General features: G+C 33.7%; 19 protein-coding genes. 13 read left to right on the forward strand and 6 right to left on the reverse strand.

Translation table 11 applies throughout. The annotated features are described in order from the left end of the window. Nucleotides 1-95: 95 nt before the first annotated feature. Entirely contained in the window at nt 96-431 is a 336-nt protein-coding gene (locus tag ACIQ2L_RS07655) for a helix-turn-helix domain-containing protein (RefSeq protein ID WP_396157592.1), read from the reverse strand. Between the two features lie 232 nt (nt 432-663). Here ACIQ2L_RS07655 and ACIQ2L_RS07660 point away from each other — a divergent pair, with 232 nt between their 5' ends. Further along, nucleotides 664-1,128 (forward strand): hypothetical protein, encoded by a 465-nt coding sequence (locus ACIQ2L_RS07660; protein WP_396157593.1) that lies wholly within the window; start codon nt 664-666, stop codon nt 1,126-1,128. A 30-nt stretch (nt 1,129-1,158) separates the two neighbouring features. Here the strand turns inward: ACIQ2L_RS07660 and ACIQ2L_RS07665 are convergent, their stop codons facing one another. The 3 genes from ACIQ2L_RS07665 to ACIQ2L_RS07675 all read right to left on the reverse strand — a co-directional run bounded on the left by ACIQ2L_RS07665 (nt 1,159) and on the right by ACIQ2L_RS07675 (nt 5,414). After that, entirely contained in the window at nt 1,159-2,736 is a 1,578-nt protein-coding gene (locus ACIQ2L_RS07665) for a T9SS type A sorting domain-containing protein (protein WP_396157594.1), read from the reverse strand. A gap of 88 nt (nt 2,737-2,824) precedes the next feature. Continuing rightward, the gene (locus tag ACIQ2L_RS07670; RefSeq protein ID WP_396157595.1) at nt 2,825-4,180 is read right to left on the reverse strand and encodes a dihydrolipoamide acetyltransferase family protein; all 1,356 of its coding nucleotides are present in this window, start codon (nt 4,178-4,180) and stop codon (nt 2,825-2,827) included. A 73-nt stretch (nt 4,181-4,253) separates the two neighbouring features. Next, nucleotides 4,254-5,414 carry a glycosyltransferase family 2 protein gene (locus ACIQ2L_RS07675; protein ID WP_396157597.1) on the reverse strand — a complete coding sequence of 387 codons (1,161 nt, stop codon included), beginning with the start codon at nt 5,412-5,414 and terminating at the stop codon, nt 4,254-4,256. Between the two features lie 40 nt (nt 5,415-5,454). Here ACIQ2L_RS07675 and ACIQ2L_RS07680 point away from each other — a divergent pair, with 40 nt between their 5' ends. From ACIQ2L_RS07680 to ACIQ2L_RS07735, 12 genes are all read left to right on the forward strand, one after another. Then, complete coding sequence (locus ACIQ2L_RS07680; RefSeq protein ID WP_396157598.1) at nt 5,455-7,332, forward strand: ABC-F family ATP-binding cassette domain-containing protein; 1,878 nt, start codon at nt 5,455-5,457, stop codon at nt 7,330-7,332. A 75-nt stretch (nt 7,333-7,407) separates the two neighbouring features. Further along, complete coding sequence (locus ACIQ2L_RS07685) at nt 7,408-8,199, forward strand: O-methyltransferase (protein ID WP_396157702.1); 792 nt, start codon at nt 7,408-7,410, stop codon at nt 8,197-8,199. Nucleotides 8,200-8,272: 73 nt separating this feature from the next. Then, complete coding sequence (locus ACIQ2L_RS07690) at nt 8,273-8,971, forward strand: ABC transporter ATP-binding protein (protein WP_396157600.1); 699 nt, start codon at nt 8,273-8,275, stop codon at nt 8,969-8,971. 209 nt (nt 8,972-9,180) lie between these two features. After that, complete coding sequence (locus tag ACIQ2L_RS07695; RefSeq protein WP_396157601.1) at nt 9,181-9,750, forward strand: cob(I)yrinic acid a,c-diamide adenosyltransferase; 570 nt, start codon at nt 9,181-9,183, stop codon at nt 9,748-9,750. Nucleotides 9,751-9,900: 150 nt separating this feature from the next. Then, nucleotides 9,901-10,122 carry a DUF2795 domain-containing protein gene (locus tag ACIQ2L_RS07700; protein ID WP_002986941.1) on the forward strand — a complete coding sequence of 74 codons (222 nt, stop codon included), beginning with the start codon at nt 9,901-9,903 and terminating at the stop codon, nt 10,120-10,122. Between the two features lie 164 nt (nt 10,123-10,286). After that, nucleotides 10,287-13,634, forward strand: coding sequence for a preprotein translocase subunit SecA (gene secA / locus ACIQ2L_RS07705; protein WP_396157602.1), 3,348 nt, complete (start codon nt 10,287-10,289; stop codon nt 13,632-13,634). A gap of 71 nt (nt 13,635-13,705) precedes the next feature. Then, the gene (locus ACIQ2L_RS07710; RefSeq protein WP_396157603.1) at nt 13,706-14,074 is read left to right on the forward strand and encodes a PH domain-containing protein; all 369 of its coding nucleotides are present in this window, start codon (nt 13,706-13,708) and stop codon (nt 14,072-14,074) included. Nucleotides 14,075-14,390: 316 nt separating this feature from the next. Beyond that, nucleotides 14,391-16,148 carry a hypothetical protein gene (locus ACIQ2L_RS07715; protein ID WP_396157604.1) on the forward strand — a complete coding sequence of 586 codons (1,758 nt, stop codon included), beginning with the start codon at nt 14,391-14,393 and terminating at the stop codon, nt 16,146-16,148. Between the two features lie 226 nt (nt 16,149-16,374). Then, nucleotides 16,375-16,866, forward strand: a complete 492-nt coding sequence (locus ACIQ2L_RS07720) for a hypothetical protein (RefSeq protein WP_396157606.1) — start codon at nt 16,375-16,377, stop codon at nt 16,864-16,866. Nucleotides 16,867-17,089: 223 nt separating this feature from the next. Further along, nucleotides 17,090-17,338 carry a type II toxin-antitoxin system Phd/YefM family antitoxin gene (locus ACIQ2L_RS07725; RefSeq protein ID WP_396157607.1) on the forward strand — a complete coding sequence of 83 codons (249 nt, stop codon included), beginning with the start codon at nt 17,090-17,092 and terminating at the stop codon, nt 17,336-17,338. A 14-nt stretch (nt 17,339-17,352) separates the two neighbouring features. After that, entirely contained in the window at nt 17,353-17,631 is a 279-nt protein-coding gene (locus tag ACIQ2L_RS07730) for a Txe/YoeB family addiction module toxin (RefSeq protein WP_396157608.1), read from the forward strand. Nucleotides 17,632-17,758: 127 nt separating this feature from the next. After that, nucleotides 17,759-17,938 (forward strand): hypothetical protein, encoded by a 180-nt coding sequence (locus ACIQ2L_RS07735; RefSeq protein ID WP_396157610.1) that lies wholly within the window; start codon nt 17,759-17,761, stop codon nt 17,936-17,938. A 359-nt stretch (nt 17,939-18,297) separates the two neighbouring features. Here the strand turns inward: ACIQ2L_RS07735 and ACIQ2L_RS07740 are convergent, their stop codons facing one another. Next, entirely contained in the window at nt 18,298-19,698 is a 1,401-nt protein-coding gene (locus tag ACIQ2L_RS07740) for an FAD-binding oxidoreductase (RefSeq protein WP_396157611.1), read from the reverse strand. A 236-nt stretch (nt 19,699-19,934) separates the two neighbouring features. Further along, nucleotides 19,935-21,140, reverse strand: a complete 1,206-nt coding sequence (locus ACIQ2L_RS07745; RefSeq protein WP_396157612.1) for an MFS transporter — start codon at nt 21,138-21,140, stop codon at nt 19,935-19,937. Nucleotides 21,141-21,213: the final 73 nt, after the last annotated feature.

Below are 21,213 nucleotides of genomic sequence, written 5' to 3' on the forward strand. Positions count from 1 at the left end.
AAATATTGAAGTTAACGTTGGTCGATTACTTTATTTTTTTTATCTAAAAACGATTTATTCTAAAGGATTGAAAAACAATATATTTCGTAAAAAATTTATTTATAATTCCCGAATTGACTGATAATTATATCCATTTTTTTATTTAAATCATCAAAAAAGTTGTTCGGAGTTCTAAAATAGATTTCTAAATCGTTTGCATCGATTTGATTTTTTGATTCCGATTCACCGTTTGTGCTTTGCATTTCTTCTAATAAAAAATCAGTAGAAACCGCAAGTGCCTTAGCCAGATTTTTTAAAAACTCATGTCTGATGCTTTTTCCTTGTTCCCAATTCCCAATAGTAACTTGACTCACTCCTACTAGATAGGCTAATTCTTCTTGAGACAATCTTTTTTTCTCTCTGAGATAACGAATTTTGGTTCCTGTAGTCATATGTAGAAACTATTAGATGTTTTTTATTACATCCTAATAACGTGACAATTACAACTTTATTGTGTTATAAGTCTTGTTATTATATTTATTGTTGTCTACTAAAAATAATAAAAGAACTATTTTAAAATTTATAAGTTTACTTTTAGGAATAATCTTATTCTTAAAGCAACTTTACAGTATCTAAAAAAGAAAAAAATATGAACAGCTTTACGTAACCTTAATTTATTTCATCATGGAACCAATTGCAAAACGTAAAGTAACTTCAAAATTTAATTCGGTATTAGCTTATTTATTGTTTTTACCTATGATTTCAAATGCTCAATCCGATTTAACTGCAATAGTTAAAGGAAGTGAAATCTTAGTAGGTGGATTGATAACCATTTTTGCTTCCTCTAAGAAAAATCCAAATAGCCCAACTGTGGAAAGTGTTTGTGTCAAAAATAAAATGAACGACAAAATAAAGCTTATCATTACTAAACAATCAGATGATGGTGATGAAATAAAAAAAGAACTCGTTATTCAAAAAGACAGTAAAGAATGTTTTTTCGATTTGCCAAAAGGCGTCTATACGTATGAAATCATTTTATCAAATGAAGAAATATATAAGAAAGGAGAATACCGGTTTAAAGATAAAACAGTTATTTCTTTAAAAGAAGATGTAACCAAAGAAAGTGAAACAAAAACCCCGATTCAATAATCGGGGTTAAGTTTTAATAACTAAAACATACTATTGCTTTACAATCTTAATAGTTTCCATTATACCTTCATTAGTAATTTTTAGAAAATAATTTCCTTTTGATAAATTTGCATCCATTTGGATAGTAGAATTATTACTTTCTATTGCAAAATCTGAAAGTTTTCTGCCGCTGATGTCGTAGAGTTCGATAGTGGAATTTTGAAGATTTATCGCTTTGCTTTCTATTGTAATGGATTGTGAGAATGGATTTGGGAAGACTGAAAAGGATTTGTTTTCGAAGTAGGAATTAGACAAATTAGAATATTCAAAACGTGCCAAAGCACCAATATTGAAATCAATAGAACCTGCGCACAAAAATTTTCCATCATTTTGAATTATAAAACTTGAACCATAATCATTTGTGGAATTGAAATCGACAGTCACAAATCCATTCGTATTAAATGTAGTATCGATTGAACCGTTCTCATTAAATCGTATTAATAAAAAATTAGCATGAGTTAATTCAATATTTGGTGTTCCACCAAAACATACTATTTTACCATCATTTTGCAATTTTAAATCAAAAACTCTATCATAAGTATTGGTTCCATCCTTACTAGTTATAACTTTACCATTAATTCCAAAACTATTATCATAATTACCATTCTCTAAAAGTTTAACTAATGGTATATTTATGTAATTACTACCTCCAACTGTATACCCATGATATCCAGATGCAATAATTTTATTATCCGCAGTTAATTGCATATTAGATATTTCATCCTTGTCTCCAAAATCAACCACTTTTACTCCATTATTCCCAAAACTTGTATCTATAGTTCCATTTTGATTTAAGCAAATAAATCCAAAATTAGCATATCCTTCTAACGATTCGTTAACGTCAGTAAAAACACCCAAAATTACTTTTCCTATAGTATTTACCCTAATAGAAACAACGGAATCGCTTGACATTCCACTTGAAAAAGGGATTGTATTTGTTCCAAAATTAAAGGTTAATTTACCGTTAATACCAAAAGAATTGTCTAACACACCATTTGACAAATATCTAACAATAGCTGCATCATTGCCATTTTGACCAACATAACCACCGATTAATAGAGCACCATCATTCTGAATTTCTATAGTATTAGACCAATCTCCATTAATAGCTCCGAAATCTGTCACAGCATAACCATTTACTCCAAATGAGGTGTCAAGGGTTCCATCACTATTATATCTTGTTGTTGCAAAATTATGACCTCCATTTCCTAAATTAAATAAACTCCCAGTAATAATTATCTTATCATTACTTAGTATCTTAATCATATTAAATCCACCAACTTGAGTATATAAAATTGAATTTACAAAACCATTAATTCCAAAAGAAGTATCAATACTCCCATCGATATTAAATCTTGTCAAACGTATATTACCCGAGGTAGAATAATTGGAAAGATAACAAGAAACTATTTTCCCATCACTTTGTAATTGAATTACCTGACCACTTGTAATTGAGGAGTTAACAACTTTTCCTCCAGTTCCAAAAGTTGGATCTAATACAACTGTTTGTGAAAAACAAATCTGTAGCAATAAAATAAAAATAACGGTAAAAAGTAAATTGTGTTTCATAACAGAAAATTTTTACAAAGCAAAAAAAAAAAAAAATACCTGACAAAATAAATTGCAGGTATTTTTTTGAATTATTTTTATTCTAAATCTAATACTCTCTATTCACATCAAATGCTTCCAGATAATCGGCTACGCGTTTTACAAAGCTTCCTCCTAATGCACCATCAACCACTCTGTGATCATACGAGTGCGACAAAAACATTTTTTGACGAATACCAATAAAGTCACCATCGGGAGTTTCAATAACTGCGGGTACTTTTCGAATCGCACCAAGTGCTAGAATCCCAACTTGCGGCTGATTGATGATTGGTGTTCCGAATACAGAACCAAATGTTCCAACGTTTGTAACTGTATACGTTCCGCCTTGGGTATCATCTGGTTTTAGCTTTCCGGCTTTTGCACGGTTTCCTAGATCGTTTACCGCTTTGGCCATTCCAACCAAATTTAGCTGGTCCGCATTTTTTATTACAGGAACAATTAGGTTTCCGTTGGGTAAAGCCGCTGCCATTCCAAGGTTAATATTTTTGCGTTTAATAATAAAGTCACCATCAACCGAAATATTTATACCTGGGAAATCTTTAATTGCTTTGGCTACAGCTTCCATAAATATTGGTGTAAACGTTAGTTTTTCACCTTCTCGCTTTTCAAAAGCTACCTTAACACGATCTCTCCATTTGACAATATTGGTAACATCAACTTCAATAAATGATTGTACGTGTGCGGATGTTTGTACCGAAGCGACCATATACCCTGAAATCAGTTTACGCATACGGTCCATTTCAATAATCTCGTCACCACCGTTTACCGAAACAGGAACAGCTTGAGTAGATGGAGTTACTGAAGCAACTGCTTGTTGAGCAGCAACTGGAGCAGCAACATCTGGTTGACTTCCCCTGTTATTTATATAATTTAAAATATCTTCTTTAGTAACTCTTCCGTCTTTTCCTGAACCAGTGATTGTTTCCAATTCCCCTAGAGAAATTCCTTCTGCAGTGGCAATATTTTTAACTAAAGGCGAATAGAATCTATCGGATGATTTGATTTCCGACTTCTCGGAAATAAAAGCGGCTGGAGCTACCGTAGCTTGGGCAGTTTCTACTGTTTTAGTAATTTCAGTTACAGCAGGCATGTCTCCCGAAACTTCGGAAGCGCTTGATGGGACAGCACTACTTTCAACTGACGGACTTCCTGCCGAAGCTTCGGCATTCGTTTCAATAATAGCAATCGTTTGACCCACTTTGACCACATCGTTCACCTGAAATAAAATCTCAGATAAAACTCCGGAAACTTCACTTGGCACTTCACTATCAACCTTGTCGGTAGCGATTTCTAAAACAGCTTCATCGGCATCTATTTTTTCACCTACTTTTTTAAGCCAATTTGTAATCGTTGCTTCCGCTACGCTTTCACCCATTTTAGGTAATTTCAATTCAAACTTTGCCATATGTATATACTAAAGTTGTGTTTTTCAATTCGTCTGCAAAATTAATAAAAGAAAAAGCTATTAATGTGTTTTTCTAGAAATTAATTACTTCTCCTCTATCGTTACTGCTATTGCTCCCAATGATGAAATTGCTTTGCATTGGTAACAGTTTAAATGTAAACGACTTGTTTTTATTTGTCTCGAAAAAAGAAATTGCATCGGTAAAACTCAGATAGTTTGTATCTAGAATTACCTCTATATTTTCCTTCTTCGAAATCGATTGCGAAAATACTATTTTTCCATTTTCTAAAATGGTTCTTTCAATATTATTTTGAAGTTTACTCTCTAGTTTTTCTCTTACCCTTTCATTTTCAGAAATTAAGATATACTTACTTGGCGATTTTTTTACTGTGGTTTTGGCTTGAAAAAGTTTAACTATCGAAAAATAAAAAGCGCCAAATCTAGCCATCAAATTAAAAAACAGCGACCGTTTAAAATGTTTAGCATAAAAAAAATTCATGAACTCTCTGAAGTGTTTCATATAGGTAGCATCCTTAACAGTGCTTTCTCCTTTGTAATGTATGACAGTCGTTTCGTGGAAATAATAGTTGTGCTTTTGCAGTAACAACGCTCTGTATGACAAATCAATATCATCCGCATACATAAAACAGTTTTCGTCAAAACCACCAAGTTCATTATACAATTCACGTTTCATAACCATAAAGGCGCCAACAAGAATATCAACTTTTCCAGTTTGGTTTTCAGCTAAATGCTGGGCATAATATTTATTAAAAAGCGATGAATTCGGAAATAACTTGTACAACCCAAATATTTTTGTAAAAGCTATCCAAGGTGTCGGAATGCCGCGTTTGCTTTCAGGTAAAAAGTTTCCGGTTCCGTCAATGATTTTGGAGCCTACAATTCCTAAATCAGTTTGACTTTTGGCGAAAGCCAGCACTTTTTGAAATGTATCTTCTGCCACTACTGTGTCGGGATTTAGAATACAAATAAATTCGCCTTTGGCTTCTTTCACTCCGATATTGTTTCCTTTTGGGAAGCCCAAGTTTGCTGCGTTTTCCATGAGTTTGATGTTCGGAAAACGTTGCTTCATCATATCGCAACTATCATCGGAAGAATTATTATCAACAACAATAATTTCAGCATCGATGTTTTGAATGGCTTTTTGCACACTCAAAACACATAGCTCTAAAAAGTAGCGTACATTGTAATTAAGGATGATTATGGATAGTTGCATTTGACAAATATACTCTACTTTTGCAAAAAAATTGTTACCCGTGAATTACCTTTCTGTAGAAAATATATCAAAATCCTTTGGCGAAAGAACGTTGTTTGAAAACATTTCGTTCGGTATCAACAAAGACCAAAAAATTGCCTTCATAGCCAAAAATGGTTCGGGAAAAACCTGTATCATGAACATCATCAATGGCGAAGACGAACCCGATACCGGACAAGTGGTACTGCGAAAAGGGTTGAAAATGGCGTTTTTGTCACAAAAAAGCAATCTGCAGGATGAACTCACAATTGAGGAAAGTATTTTCGCTTCGGATAACGAAATTCTGCATGTGATTGAACGCTACGAAAAAGCGCTCGAAAACCTCAATCCCGAAACTTCGGAAGAGGAAAAATACCAATTGGCTTTTGATGAAATGGATCGCTACAATGCATGGGATTTTGAAACGCAGTTCAAGCAAATTTTATCAAAACTTAAACTCGACGATTTAAAACTGAAAGTAAAAAGTCTTTCTGGAGGTCAGAAAAAGCGTTTATCATTGGCAATAATTCTAATTAATCGACCCGATTTATTGATTTTGGACGAGCCAACAAACCATTTGGATTTAGAAATGATTGAATGGCTAGAAAGTTATTTTGCTAAAGAAAACATCACTTTATTCATGGTTACACACGACCGTTTCTTTTTGGAACGTGTATGTAACGAAATCATCGAACTCGACAACGGAAAACTGTACCAATACAAAGGCAATTACTCCTATTATTTGCAAAAAAAAGAAGAGCGCATTGCTATGGAAAACTCGACTATTGATAAAGCACAAAACCTTTTCGTAAAAGAATTGGCGTGGATGCGACGCCAACCCAAAGCAAGAACCACCAAATCAAAATCGAGGCAAGATGATTTTTACCAAATAAAAGCCGTTGCTGAAAGCCGCAGAAAAGAGAATGTCGTCGAGCTTGAAATCAATATGGAACGCATGGGAAGTAAAATTATTGAGCTACACAAAATCAATAAAAAATTTAAAGACAAAGTCATTCTTGACAATTTTACTTATGACTTTCAACGTGGTGAACGCATTGGTATTATTGGTAAAAACGGAACTGGAAAATCGACTTTTTTGAATATTTTGACCAAAACAATACTTCCTGAATCGGGCAAAGTAATTATTGGTGATACTATAAAAATTGGTTACTACACTCAAAGTGGTATCAATCCAAAACCGGGACAAAAAGTGATTGACATTATCAAAGAATATGGCGAATATATTCCGTTAACGAAAGGAAAAATTATTTCGGCTTCTCAATTATTGGAACGCTTTTTATTTGATGCAAAAAAACAATATGATTTTGTAGAAAAATTGAGTGGTGGCGAGTTAAAACGCTTGTATTTGTGTACGGTTTTAATACAAAATCCCAACTTTTTAATTCTGGATGAGCCAACGAATGACTTGGATATTGTGACTTTGAATGTATTGGAAAGTTTCCTATTGGATTATCCTGGATGTTTATTAGTTGTTTCACACGACCGCTATTTCATGGATAAGATTGTAGATCATTTATTCATTTTTAGAGGCGAAGGACAAATTGAAGATTTCCCCGGAAATTATTCTGATTTTAGAGCTTATGAAGATTCGGCTGAGCCAAAAGGATTATCTAATGTTTCAACCGAAAAAGTAAAATGGAAACAAAACAACACCGCTTCAACGGGTTTAAATTTTAATGAACAAAAAGAGTTCAACAAAATTGAACGCGAAATCAAGGATTTAGAATACGAGAAAAAACAAATAGAAAATTTATTTGCCGAAGGTAAAGTGGCTGATGCTGATATAACGGCAAAAGCCAAAGAATTGGAAGCTATCATCAAAAAAATGGAAGTGAAAGAAGAACGTTGGTTTGAACTTTCTTCAAAAATGGAAAGTTAAATTAAACATTAAGAAGTTAAGCAAGATAAGAATCATTAAGCTTAACTAAACTTAATGAAAAAACTTAATTCCTTAATGTTAAAAATAATAAAATCATATTTAAACTTCCTTTGGAACTCCAAAAACGAACACGGAGTACATTCGCCGTTTGTGTTTAATTTGGTGACCAAATGTTTTTATGACAAGAAGCAATATCCAGAATATACTATTTTAAAAAACTACCGGAATTCCCTTTTAAAAAATAAAAATACAATTGAAGTTACTGATTTTGGCGCAGGTTCCAAGGTTTTTAAAAGCAACAAAAGACAAATTGCTAAAATTGCCAAAACAGCTGGGATTTCTCCAAAACGAGCCGAATTATTATTCAGAATTACTAACTATTTTCAACCTTCAACCATTCTAGAAATCGGAACTTCATTAGGATTGGCGACAACAGCTTTATCACTCGGGAATAAAACGTCAAAAATAACTTCACTTGAAGGTTGCCCAAATACTCTTTATCAATGTCAATTGCAATTACAATCCAGAAGTTTCGGGACAATATTCAAAAATGTTGAATGCATAAATACTGAATTTTCAAGTTACCTTAAAAACTTCCAACTTCCAACTTCCAGCTTCCAGCTTATCTACTTTGACGGCAACCATTCCAAACAAGCTACTCTTGATTATTTCGAAATGTTATTGCCAACAATAACCAACGAAACTGTATGGATTTTTGATGATATTCATTGGTCAATCGAAATGGAAGAAGCTTGGGAAAAAATTCAACAGCACCCGAAAGTTACTGTAACTATCGATACTTTTCAATGGGGAATTGTTTTTTTTAGAGTGGAACAAAAGAAAGAACATTTTGTGATAAGAGTATAAATATTGTAACAAAGAACATCAAAATTATACTTATCTTTCGTTCAGAAATCTAAAATCATTAATCTTAAATACAATGCCAAAACCTTTAATAAACATATCAAACCTAAAACGTAATTTCCAACTTGGAGAAGAAACAATTTACGTTCTAAAAGGCATCGATTTACAAATCAACAAAGGCGAATATGTGGCACTCATGGGACCATCGGGCTCTGGAAAATCTACCTTAATGAATCTTTTGGGTTGTTTAGACACACCAACTTCTGGAAGTTATATATTGAACGGAAAAGACGTGAGTCAAATGCATGACGATGATTTAGCCGAAATTAGGAACAAAGAAATTGGTTTTGTGTTTCAAACTTTCAACTTGTTACCGAGAACAACTGCCTTAGATAATGTAGCGCTGCCTATGATTTATGCTGGATATTCTAAAACCGAAAGAAGTGAACGCGCTACAGAAGTATTGACCCAAGTAAACCTCGCCGACAGAATGGACCATCAACCCAATCAACTTTCGGGCGGACAACGCCAGCGTGTAGCCATTGCCAGAGCTTTAGTCAACAAGCCTTCCATCATTTTAGCCGATGAACCAACCGGAAACTTAGATAGTAAAACTTCTATCGAAATCATGAACCTTTTTAACGATATCCACAAAAATGGTAATACAGTAATCCTAGTAACCCACGAAGAAGACATCGCCAAATATGCGCATCGAATCATCCGTTTGCGTGATGGCATGATTGAAAGTGACAATCCAAATCCGGATCATTTATAAATTAAGATTGGAAGCGATAGGCTTGGGCATTATCAGTAATCTTTACCTTCCTGCCGTCAGGCAGGTTCCCGCTGTCCGTTATACTAGCCTGCCTGCCGTCAGGCGTGGTGCCACTCCCATCAGGGCTAGTTAATCAGCCATTTGTATTTTTGCTACCTTTGTACAAATTCTGAAATCAAAAATCGTTAATCTTCAATCTAAAATTCAAAATGAAAGTATATACTAAAACAGGCGACACTGGTACTACTGCACTTTTTGGCGGAACACGGGTACCAAAACACCATATCCGTATCGAAAGTTATGGCACAGTCGATGAACTGAATTCACACATTGGACTAATTCGAGACCAAGAAATAAATCAGCTATACAAAAATGTTTTGATCGAAGTGCAAGATCGATTATTTACCGTTGGAGCTATTCTTGCCACACCACCCGAAAAAGAAATGCTAAAAAACGGGCAGCCTCGATTAAACATCAATAGAATATCCGATAGCGATATTACCTTTCTCGAAAATGAAATTGACCAAATGGATACCACATTGCCACCAATGACACATTTTGTTTTGCCTGGTGGCCATACCACTGTGTCATATTGTCACATTGCCCGCTGTGTATGCCGAAGAGCGGAACGATTAGCAGTGCATTTACATGAATTAGAACCTACAGACGAGCAAGTAATTAAATACCTAAACCGACTTTCTGACTACCTTTTTGTCTTGGCACGAAAGTTGTCCCACGATTTGAACGCAGATGAAGTGAAATGGATTCCGAGGAAATAGTATTCAGAAAGCAGTCATTTACTGATCACTAAAAACTGACCACTGACCACTAGAATAGGACGTTCTTAAACATATTTAAAAATAAATCAAAAAAAACTTGACTTTTTCAGTATAAAATTTATTTTTGCATAAACTTAAAATCGACAGAAGATGTATTGGACATTAGAATTGGCATCCTATTTAAGTGATGCGCCTTGGCCAGCTACCAAAGATGAACTTATTGACTATGCTATACGAACTGGTGCTCCGCTTGAAGTAGTGGAGAATTTGCAATCTATAGAAGACGAAGGTGAAATTTACGAATCGATGGAAGAAATTTGGCCAGATTATCCTACGGACGAAGATTATCTTTGGAATGAGGATGAATATTAAAAAATAAACAACCACAACAGAAAAAAGTCCATTTTGGGCTTTTTTTTTGTTTAAATTTGCACACTTAAAAAATGCGGGATGATGTATGGCTGATGTTGGATGTAAAAGCCAAAACACCCAACATCTGACATCAAGCATCTAAAAACAATAAAAACAAACCCATTATGAGTTTCATAAATACCATTATCAAAGCTTTTGTAGGCGACAAATCTCAAAAAGATGTTAAAGCGACACAACCCTACATCACTAAAATAAAAGCTTTAGAACCTAAATTAGCATCGCTTTCTCATGATGAGCTACGAGCTAAAACAGCAGAATTCAAAGAAAAAATAAAACAAGCTAGAGCCAAACAAGATGCAGAAATTGAAGCTAAAAAATTGGAAGCTGAAAATACTGCCGATATCGATTTAAGAGAAGATATTTACAATGCAATAGACGCTTTAGAAAAAGAGGCGTATGAAGTTTCAGAAAAAGTACTTTTAGAAATTCTTCCTGAAGCGTTTGCTGTAATCAAAGAAACTGCGAAACGTTTTAAAGAAAATACAACTATTACCGTTACTTCCTCTGAAAAAGATAGAGAACTTTCGGCTACAAAACCGTATATTACTTTGGTTGGTGACCAAACCAATTGGGCAAACCAATGGAATGCCGCCGGAAAAGAAATCACTTGGGATATGATTCACTATGACGTTCAGTTAATTGGCGGTATCGTTTTACACGAAGGTAAAATTGCGGAAATGCAAACGGGTGAGGGAAAAACATTGGTAGCTACGCTGCCACTATACTTAAATGCTTTGACAGGAAATGGTGTTCACTTAGTAACCGTGAACGACTACTTGGCAAAACGTGACAGTACTTGGAAAGCACCATTATTCGAGTTTCACGGGTTGACCGTTGATTGTATTGATAATCATTCACCAAACTCAGATGCGCGAAGAAAAGCTTATGAAGCCGATATTACTTATGGCACCAATAACGAATTTGGTTTCGATTACTTACGTGATAACATGGCGCATTCACCAGAAGATTTGGTACAAAGAAAGCACAACTATGCGATTGTCGATGAGGTCGATTCGGTACTGATTGATGATGCAAGAACGCCGTTGATTATTTCAGGTCCAGTGCCAGATGGTGATCGTCACGAGTTCAATGAACTGAAACCAAAAATTGAAAACCTTTATAACCTACAACGTCAGTTGGCAAACGGATTTTTAACCGAAGCCAAACGTTTCTTCAAAGATGGAAACATGAAAGATGCAGGTTTCCAATTGTTAAGAGCGTATAGAGCATTGCCAAAAAATAAAGCACTTATCAAATTCTTAAGTGAAGAGGGTGTAAAAGCATTACTTCAAAAAACAGAAAACGAATACATGGCAGATAACAACCGTAAAATGCCGGAAGTTGATGAAGCGATGTATTTTGTTATCGAAGAAAAAAACAATCAGGTGGAATTGTCTGATAACGGAATCAAATTCCTTTCAAAAGATACAGATGAAAGTTTCTTCGTTCTTCCTGATATTGGAACTGAAATTGCCAACATCGAAAAACAAAATTTAGAAAAAGACAAAGAAGCGGAAGCTAAGGAAAAATTATTTCAAGATTTCGGAATTAAATCAGAAAGAATTCATACGCTTACTCAGCTGTTAAAAGCCTACACCCTTTTTGAAAAAGATGTAGAATATGTCATCATGGACAATAAAATTTTGATTGTCGATGAGCAAACGGGACGTATTATGGATGGCCGACGTTATTCTGACGGATTGCATCAAGCCATTGAAGCCAAAGAACAAGTTACTATTGAAGCCGCAACGCAAACTTTTGCTACAATTACTTTACAAAATTATTTCCGTATGTACAGCAAACTGGCTGGTATGACTGGAACAGCGGTTACTGAAGCTGGCGAACTTTGGCAAATCTATAAATTGGATGTAGTTGAAATTCCTACCAACAGAGGAATGTCAAGAATTGATAAAGAAGATTTAATTTATCGTTCGGTTCGTGAAAAATTCAATGCTGTAATTGAAGATGTTACCCAATTATCACAAGCTGGAAGACCAGTTTTAATTGGGACAACCTCAGTAGAAATTTCAGAATTATTGAGCCGAATGTTGAAAATACGTGGAGTAAACCATAATGTATTGAATGCAAAAATGCACAAACAAGAAGCTCAAATTGTAGAAGAAGCAGGTAAATCGGGAGTTGTAACTATTGCAACGAACATGGCGGGTCGTGGAACCGATATTAAATTATCTCCCGAAGTAAAAGCAGCTGGAGGTTTAGCCATCATTGGAACGGAACGTCACGATTCGCGTCGTGTTGACCGTCAATTACGTGGTCGTGCCGGTCGTCAAGGTGATCCAGGAAGTTCACAGTTTTATGTGTCGTTGGAAGATAACTTGATGCGTTTGTTTGGTTCGGATAGAGTGGCCAAAATCATGGACAGAATGGGATTGAAAGAAGGTGAAGTAATTCAACATTCCATGATGACCAAATCGATTGAACGTGCTCAGAAAAAAGTGGAAGAAAACAATTTTGGTACACGTAAACGCTTGCTTGAATATGATGATGTGATGAATGCACAACGTGAAGTAGTTTACAAACGACGTCGTCATGCTTTGCACGGAGAACGTTTGAAACTGGATATTGCCAATATGATGTATGATACTTGCGAATTAATTGTTGGTGAGAACAAAGGAAAAAGCGATTTCAAAAACTTTGAGTTCGAATTGATTCGTTACTTCTCCATAACTTCCCCTATTTCGGCTAGTGAATTTGAAAAATTATCTGAAATGGAAATTACCGGCAAAGCGTATAAAGCGGCAATGACTTATTATACTGAGAAAACTGAAAGAAGTGCCCGTGAAGCATTACCGATTATTACCGATGTATACAAAAAAGAAGGAAACACCTTTGAAAGAATCATTGTTCCGTTTTCGGATGGAATTAAATCGTTAAATGTGGTTACCGATTTGAAAAAAGCATACGATACTAATGGAGCACAATTGATTGCTGATTTTGAAAAAAATATAACATTGGCCATTGTGGATGAAGCTTGGAAAAAACATTTGCGCAAAATGGATGAGTTGAAACAATCGGTTCAATTGGCAGTTCACGAACAAAAAGATCCTTTGCTTATCTATAAATTAGAAGCATTCAAATTGTTCAGCGGCATGCTTGATGGCGTCAACAAAGAAGTGATATCCTTCTTGTTCAAAGGCGATTTACCGCAACAAAGCAACACTATTCAAGAAGCAAGACAAGTTCGTCAAAAACAAAATTACACTGAAACAAAAGACGAAATCGAAAGTAGTGAAAATACGAATCGCCAAGTTGGTCAAGCCGCTTCTCAAAGACCACAAGTCACCGAAACTATTGTAAGAGAAACTCCAAAAATAAACCGTAACGATACCGTAACGATTAAACACGTCATGAGCGGGAAAACCGAAACCATGAAATTCAAAAAAGCAGAAAGCATGTTGGCAAGTGGAGAATGGGTTTTGGTGCATGACTAAAATAGTGTTCAGCTAATAGTATTAAATGATAAAAAAAATTCAAATTCTAAAAATTAAAAATCAAATAGAAAATGGGAAGTTATGTAAACAATAATTTAATCAAAGATGAACATGTTGAATTAGAAACAACGTATCATTGGATTATTTTTTGCAATCTAAGAGCCATTCTAACTTTATTTATTGCACCACTAATTGACAAGTATTCTGATGAATTTGTGATTACTAACCGACGTGTCATTGTTAAAACGGGGTTAATTAGCAGAAAAACATTTGAAATGAACCATTCAAAAATAGAGAGTGTAAATGTTGACCAAGGAATACTAGCAAGAATACTTGGTTATGGCACAATAATAATTGTTGGCTCTGGTGGAACCAGGGAAATATTCCCTAAGATTAAAAACCCATTGGAGTTTAGAAAAAAATTTCAAGAGTTATCTTAAATAACTTAATACCCAATTAAATTAAAGAATACAATCCTCAATAGTTAAAACTATTGGGGATTTATTTATATTTTTACATTTATAAGTATTTGCAATTGGAAGCTGCGGATATTTAGTAGTTGTATGCAAGCTTAAAAAACCGCAGAACATAAATAAAAAGTACCTAAATTTGACAACAATAAAATAAAACAAGAAATTCGGCAAAAGAAGTTCCTATATTTTTGGTAAATTACTTCTCGCTGAAATCTTTTTAATAGGTAAAAGGAGTTCCTATACTTTCCACAAATTACTCCTCACTTATTTTTAAGAAAGTAAAATGAAAACATTAAAATTATTTAATTCGGTAATTCTCAAAGAGACAGATGAGAAACCATTTATTTCAGAACAAGGATTCGTTATAGAATCAGGTGCATTGTGGGCAAAAAAGGAAATTATTAATTTCTATAAGAGTGAAAAATTGGACGGTTATGGTCTGAATAAAACTTTTCATAAATCTTGGAGTACTATCTTTAAAAGTTCTAGAGAAGATTTGTTGTTAGAACAAATCAAGCATTATATTTCTACCTATGGAAGTGATTTTCAAGATGAGATTTATATTCCTTACGAAATACTTGAAGTTCCTGATAGAAAAGTCGTTTTCAAAGTGGTAAAAGCTTACCCGAAAGATGTAATGACTCAAAAATGTTTAGAACTTCTACAATCGGGAATCGCATTAAAAGAAGAAACGATTAATGATATTCTTTCTGTTTTAGTTGATGAGCTTTCTTATAAATTTTCAGGAAACGAAAACATTAAAAACAAAGAAGCTGTAATAAAAATTGCAGATATGTATGGTGTTATTCCAAATGATACTTTGGAGTTTTTTCGCTATATCATATTTCGAGCTACAGGAGATTCACTTTTGATAAAAAGCAAAGATGTAATTGAAGCAATTAAAGCTTCTAATTATAATCCTGCTGTGCAATTAGAAAAGTTTGGCTTAGAAAAATTAGCTGAAATATTTAATCGTTTCAAACCTTTATTTTTATCATTTAAAACCAAATGTCCAAAAACGATAAATAAAATTTCAAAACTTTCAAAAGTTCACCATAAACCATTAGTTTCAAATCCTCTAAATTATGTAACAAGTATTATATTAAACAAGGAAGACGATTTACATTGGTTAGACAATGCCACACCATTTGCTTTATTTAGGGCTATTTCTGCTTGTCATTCAAGAATTCAAGGTCAATATGCTTTTGCATACAGAATAAGAAATGGTAAATCATTTATCAAGACAAACAAAGTTTCAGGTGCAGCTTGGACGAATTATAGTTTTCTCATTGATTATTGCAAAAATAGATTTAATCTTAAAGGAAAAAAATACTATCTACCACATAATATTGAGTATGCATTGCCTACTTCTGAAAAAATGTTTGTTGGCAATATTCCTACTGGTAGTAAATTTTATGGAGAAACTATGGCAGTTGGTGTTTATTGGGAAAACCAATGGGGAGCACACGATATAGATTTGTCAGGACTAAACATTGGTGGAAAAATAGGTTGGAATTCAGAATATAAACAAGGAAATGGTGATTTAATGTATTCAGGCGACATAACTGATGCACCTAACGGAGCTGTCGAATATTTATATTCAAAAAATGGGTTGAAAGAGCCTACTTTAGTAACCTGTAATGTTTTTTCTGGACAAGGTAATTGTGAATATAAAATTATAGTTGGTAAAGGAGACGAAATCGATTATAATTTTATGATGAATCCAAATAATTTGTTTCTTGAAACCAAATGTCAATCAGTTCAAAAGCAAAACATTTTAGGTATGCTAATTCCAGAAGAAGATAAAATATGTTTTGTAATTTTAAATTTTGGAGCAGGTCAAAGCAGGGTTTCAGGGAATTCAGAAATTACAATAACTGCAACAAAAGCATTATTTCAACAATGGAGCAACCCAATCTGTTTAAGAGAAATAATTATTGGTTTTGGTGGTGAAATAGTGAGCGAAATTGAAAAATCAGACTTCAACCTTTCATTAGACAACTTACAAAAAGATAGTTTTACTAACATATTCAAACAATAAAGACAAAAAGCCTGCATACAACACGCAGTTTGGCAAAATGGCGGGTTCGGTGCTAGATTGAAACTTTAGGTATTTTTAGTTACCTTTGTGCTAGCTTGAACATTTGTGCTTTTTAAACCGCCACTTCGCCAAGCTGCCGAAACGTTACCAGAAATTTTACAAGAAAATTTTGCTAAGTATTGACATTTAAATAATTACTATAAAAATAGAATAGAAAATTTATAATATGTTAGAACCAATAATTGCATTTTCCACTTTTTTTACCTTAATTTTTTTTATAATCAAATCAGCGAATAAAAAAAGAGAAAAACAATACGAAATCTTAATAGAAAGTTTTAAAAAGGAAACAGAAATTTATGTAGAACAAACCAAAAGTGCAACCATGACATTTGGATTAAAAAATCGAGATTTTTTATTTAATCATTGCGATTTATATTTAACAAAAAACGCTATTGTAATTTTAGGATTTACTAAAGATAGTTTCTTTAAGCAACTTTCCCTGCCAATTATTCTAACAGCAGAAGTTAACGAATTTTCAAATAGGTTTCCTTTTGCTTATGTTAAAAAAACTAACAAAATAAGTTTCGAAAATAATATTGTGAAGATTAATTTTGGAGAAAAAGAAATTACAAAAACTGAAGTTGAATTAAAGTTGATTTCTCTAAATGAAAGTGAGAAAAATAAAATTAAGCAAATTGCCGAAAAAAACTGCTGGTAACAGCCCGTCCAAGCAAATTGGATTGTTAGTCATGCCTAACCTTCGGGATAAAGTTATTTTTTTAATTTTGAGTTCAGTATTTATGAAATTTTAGACTTCCTTGGTCAGCAACCTCAAAATTCTAGTAACGTACTTCTAGCTTAAAAAAAATCTAAACAGAAAAGTTTTCATTATTTCACAATTATGTACATTTTTAAGTACATTTGTTAAAAAATAAAATCTAATGAAAGCTATAACAATTTCAACTTTGAGAAAAGACATGAAAGAATATTTTGACTACGTTACTAAGTCAATGGAAGTCATTATAGTTCCTAGAAATAAAGAAAATGAAGCGGTTGTAATCATGTCTATTCAAGAATATAATTCTTTAAAAGAAACTGAATATTTATTATCGACCAAAAATAATTTGAAAAGACTTCAAGAATCTATAGAACAAATTAGTGAAGGAAAAACAATTTCTTATAAATTGTAATTTCCGATATTTTTATGAATATTGAATTTACAAGTCACGGATGGGAAGATTTTAATTATTGGTTGGAAACTGATGAAGATATTGTTGCTAAAATAAAAGAGTTACTAAAATCAATTCGCCAAGAACCTTTCAAAGGAATTGGAAAACCTGAACCATTAAAGTTTGGTTTAAAAGGTTTCTGGTCTCGCAGAATAACTGCAGAACATAGATTAGTTTATTCTATAATTGGCACTAAAGGAGTTGATCAAAAATGTATCATAATTCAATGTAGATTTCATTACGGAGATAAATAAAAGCCAGCACCCATTAGTCGTTTTAAATATTGTTCCTTTATTACTAATTGAAAACAAAACATATAAAAGTCATAACAATTTACAAGTCGTAATAAGTTATCTATACTGTGTTACTATTCCTAAACAAATGCGTTATTTGAATATACCAAATAAACTAGCGAAAAAAAGTTTGGTTGCTAAAAACAACAATACCAAAGAAGTCACTTTTGAACCCAAAAGAAACAGTTTTAACGTAAAGAAAATATCAACTTTCGTTTCTGCGATGGATGAAAGCACCAACACGGAATGGAAAATTTTTCAACTTTGATGATGTTAATCACTTAGCTATTTTTTACTATTTGTTTGACCAAAGTGTGAAAAAAGAATTAGTTTTATAAAAAAAATATTTTTTATCTTTACTCCTATCATTCATAAACCAATTTAAAAAATCATATCATGGCAAAAGGAAAAGACGTTCAAAAAGCGGTGAAAAAAGAACCTCTGAAGACCGCAAAAGAAAAAAAAGCTGAAAAACGCGAGAAGAAAAATAGTCCTAAAAGAGACTAGTTTAACCAAAAACCAGCATTTAGGCAGGGAACACTAATAATACACAAAGCTCACAAGGAAATAAATCTTTGTGAGCTTTGTGCTTTTATACTTTGTGCACTTTGTGGTTAAAAATAGTATTTAAAGTTCATCCGGGAAAATCTTCCCAGGGTTTAGAATATTATTGGGGTCAAAAACATGTTTGATGCGTTCCATTAATTCTAAATGTACTTTGGAGAAAGCAATATCCATAAAATTCTTTTGCACAAAACCAATGCCATGCTCACCAGAAAGTGTTCCTTTCAATGAAACCGTTAATTCAAATATTTCACGAATACCAATTGGTACTTGTGTGTTCCAATTATCATCCGTCATATCTGCTTTAATAATATTAACATGTAAATTTCCATCACCAGCATGTCCGTAACACACCGATTTGAAACCATACTTCGCTCCTATGCTCTTGATTCCAGCTAATAATTCTGGCAATACATATCTAGGAACAACCGTATCTTCTTCTTTATAAATGGAATTTGATTTTACAGCTTCACCAACAGCACGACGCATTTTCCAAAGTGCATTTTTTTGGTCTTCAGTATCGGCAAATAAGACCTCATCGATTTCAAATTGTTCTACTACCGATAAAATTCTCTCGGCTTCTTGCATCAAGATTTCAGGATAATTACCGTCAACTTCAATCAATAAATGCGCTTGATGTTCTGGCTTTATCGTCACACTAATTCCTTCTACAAATCGGACTGTCCAATCGATGGCGTCGCGTTCCATAAACTCCAGAGCACTAGGAACAATTCCGGCACGAAAAATAGCGGATACTGCTTCACAAGCTTCATGTGCTTTATAAAACGGAACTAACATCAATACATTGTGATTGTTTTTGGGTAACAATTTTAGAACCGCTTTGGTAATAACTCCAAGAGTTCCCTCGCTTCCTACCATCAATTGTGTTAAGTTATAACCAGTTGAGTTTTTTAACGTATTGGCTCCAGTCCAAATGATTTCACCATTGGGCAATACTACTTCGAGATTGAGCACATAATCTTTGGTTACGCCATATTTTACCGCTCTTGCTCCACCTGAATTTTCGGCAATATTTCCTCCAATCCAACAACTTCCCATACTGCTTGGATCAACGGGATAGACCAAACCTTTTTCGGATACAGCTTCACGCATTACTTGAGTAATTACTGCAGGTTCAACTGTAACTTGTAAATTTTGCTCGTCAATTTCCAAAATTTTATCCAAGCGTTCCATGGATAATCCAATGCCTTCATAAATAGACAGCGAGCCACCACTTAAACCTGTTCTAGCACCAATGGGTGTTGTCGGAATTTTATATTCGTTGGCGACTTTAAGTATGGCGGAAATTTCTTGAGCGTTGGCTGGCTTTAAAACAACATTTGGCGGAAAAACATAATCTTCCGTTTCGTCGTGACCATAATGATTACAGGTTTCTATGTCGGTGAAAAGAAAGTTTGCACCAACTATTTGAGAAAGTTTTTGGAGTATTTCAGAACTAAGCATTTTTAAAATAAATTGAATGTAAATATAATAAATCTAACTATTAACCCATTAGGGTAATTATTTTTTAAGGTTAATTTTATAACAATTGTCACATTGAGCCTGTCGAAATGTATTTTTTATTGGTCTTCGACAAGCTCAGACTGACATTTGGATTCTAATGGACTATGGGATTTAATTAAAAAAGTTAATTTTTAATTTATTTTTGTTGATTACACCCAACAGTTTAAATCTAACTATTATTTCTTCTTTAAATTCGGTAGAAAATAGCATATAATTCCAACCAAAGGTAAATAAGAACACACATGGTACACATATTGAATGGATGTCGCATCGGCTAATTTCCCTAACAATGCCGAACCCAAAGCGCCCATTCCGAAGGCAAAACCATAAAACAACCCCGAAATCATTCCGAGTTTTTTAGGCACTAATTCTTGTGCATATACTAAGATTGCCGGAAAAGCTGATGACATGATAACGCCTATCGTAATCATCAAAACATCGGTCCAAAACAAATTAACGTACGGCAACAACAAAGCAAAGGGTGTGGCACCAAAAACAGACAACCAAATAACATGTTTCCGCCCTATTCTATCGCCTAATGGGCCGCCGAGTATGGTTCCTAAGGCATACGCAATTAGATAAATAAACATGTGAAACTGGGCTTGTTTAATACTTAGACCAAATTTATCCATGATGTAAAAAGTATAATAGGTCGATAATGAAGCTGTATAAAAGAATTTAGAAAAAATAACGATGAGCAAAATGGCAATTCCCCATTTCACTTTGCTTTTAGACACGTTATGATAATCAATAAACACCGTGGGCTTGTTCTTTTTGAATACCAAATGATCGCGGTACCAAAAAGCAATCTTACTGATAATACCCAAGGCAATCACCGCAGCAATAACAAACCAAAGAATGTATTTTTGGGAATTAGGCACCACTATTAAGGCTACTAAAAGTGGACCAAGTGCTGTTCCTAAATTACCACCCACTTGGAAGATAGATTGAGCTAAACCACGTTTCCCACCGGATGCCATATTGGAAATTCGGGCGGATTCCGGATGAAAAATAGAAGAACCAATACCTATTAATACTACCGAAAGTAAAATCCAATAAAAAGTATTGGCGAATGATAAGGCCACTATTCCAGCCAAAGAAAACAGCATTCCGTATACCTGAGAAAAAGGCTTTGGGTATTTGTCTGTATAATAGCCAATAAAGGGTTGAAGCAAGGATGCCGATAATTGAAACGCAAATGTTATCAATCCGATTTGTGTAAACGTAAGATGATAATTCTGTTTCAAAATGGGGTAAACCGATGGAATTATCGCCTGAATTAAATCGTTTAACAAATGGGCAAAACTTATCGAAAAAAGTATAGAATAAATTGTTTTGTGAAGTACATGATTTTTTTCAGTACTATCGATTGCAGTTTCCATTCGAAATTGTAAATTATTGTGCAAAGGACGTCAAAAAAAAGGAAAAGAGAATCAAAGGTTTCGTAAAATTGCG

Source organism: Flavobacterium sp. (genome assembly GCF_044369455.1).
Taxonomy (GTDB): Bacteria; Bacteroidota; Bacteroidia; order Flavobacteriales; family Flavobacteriaceae; genus Flavobacterium.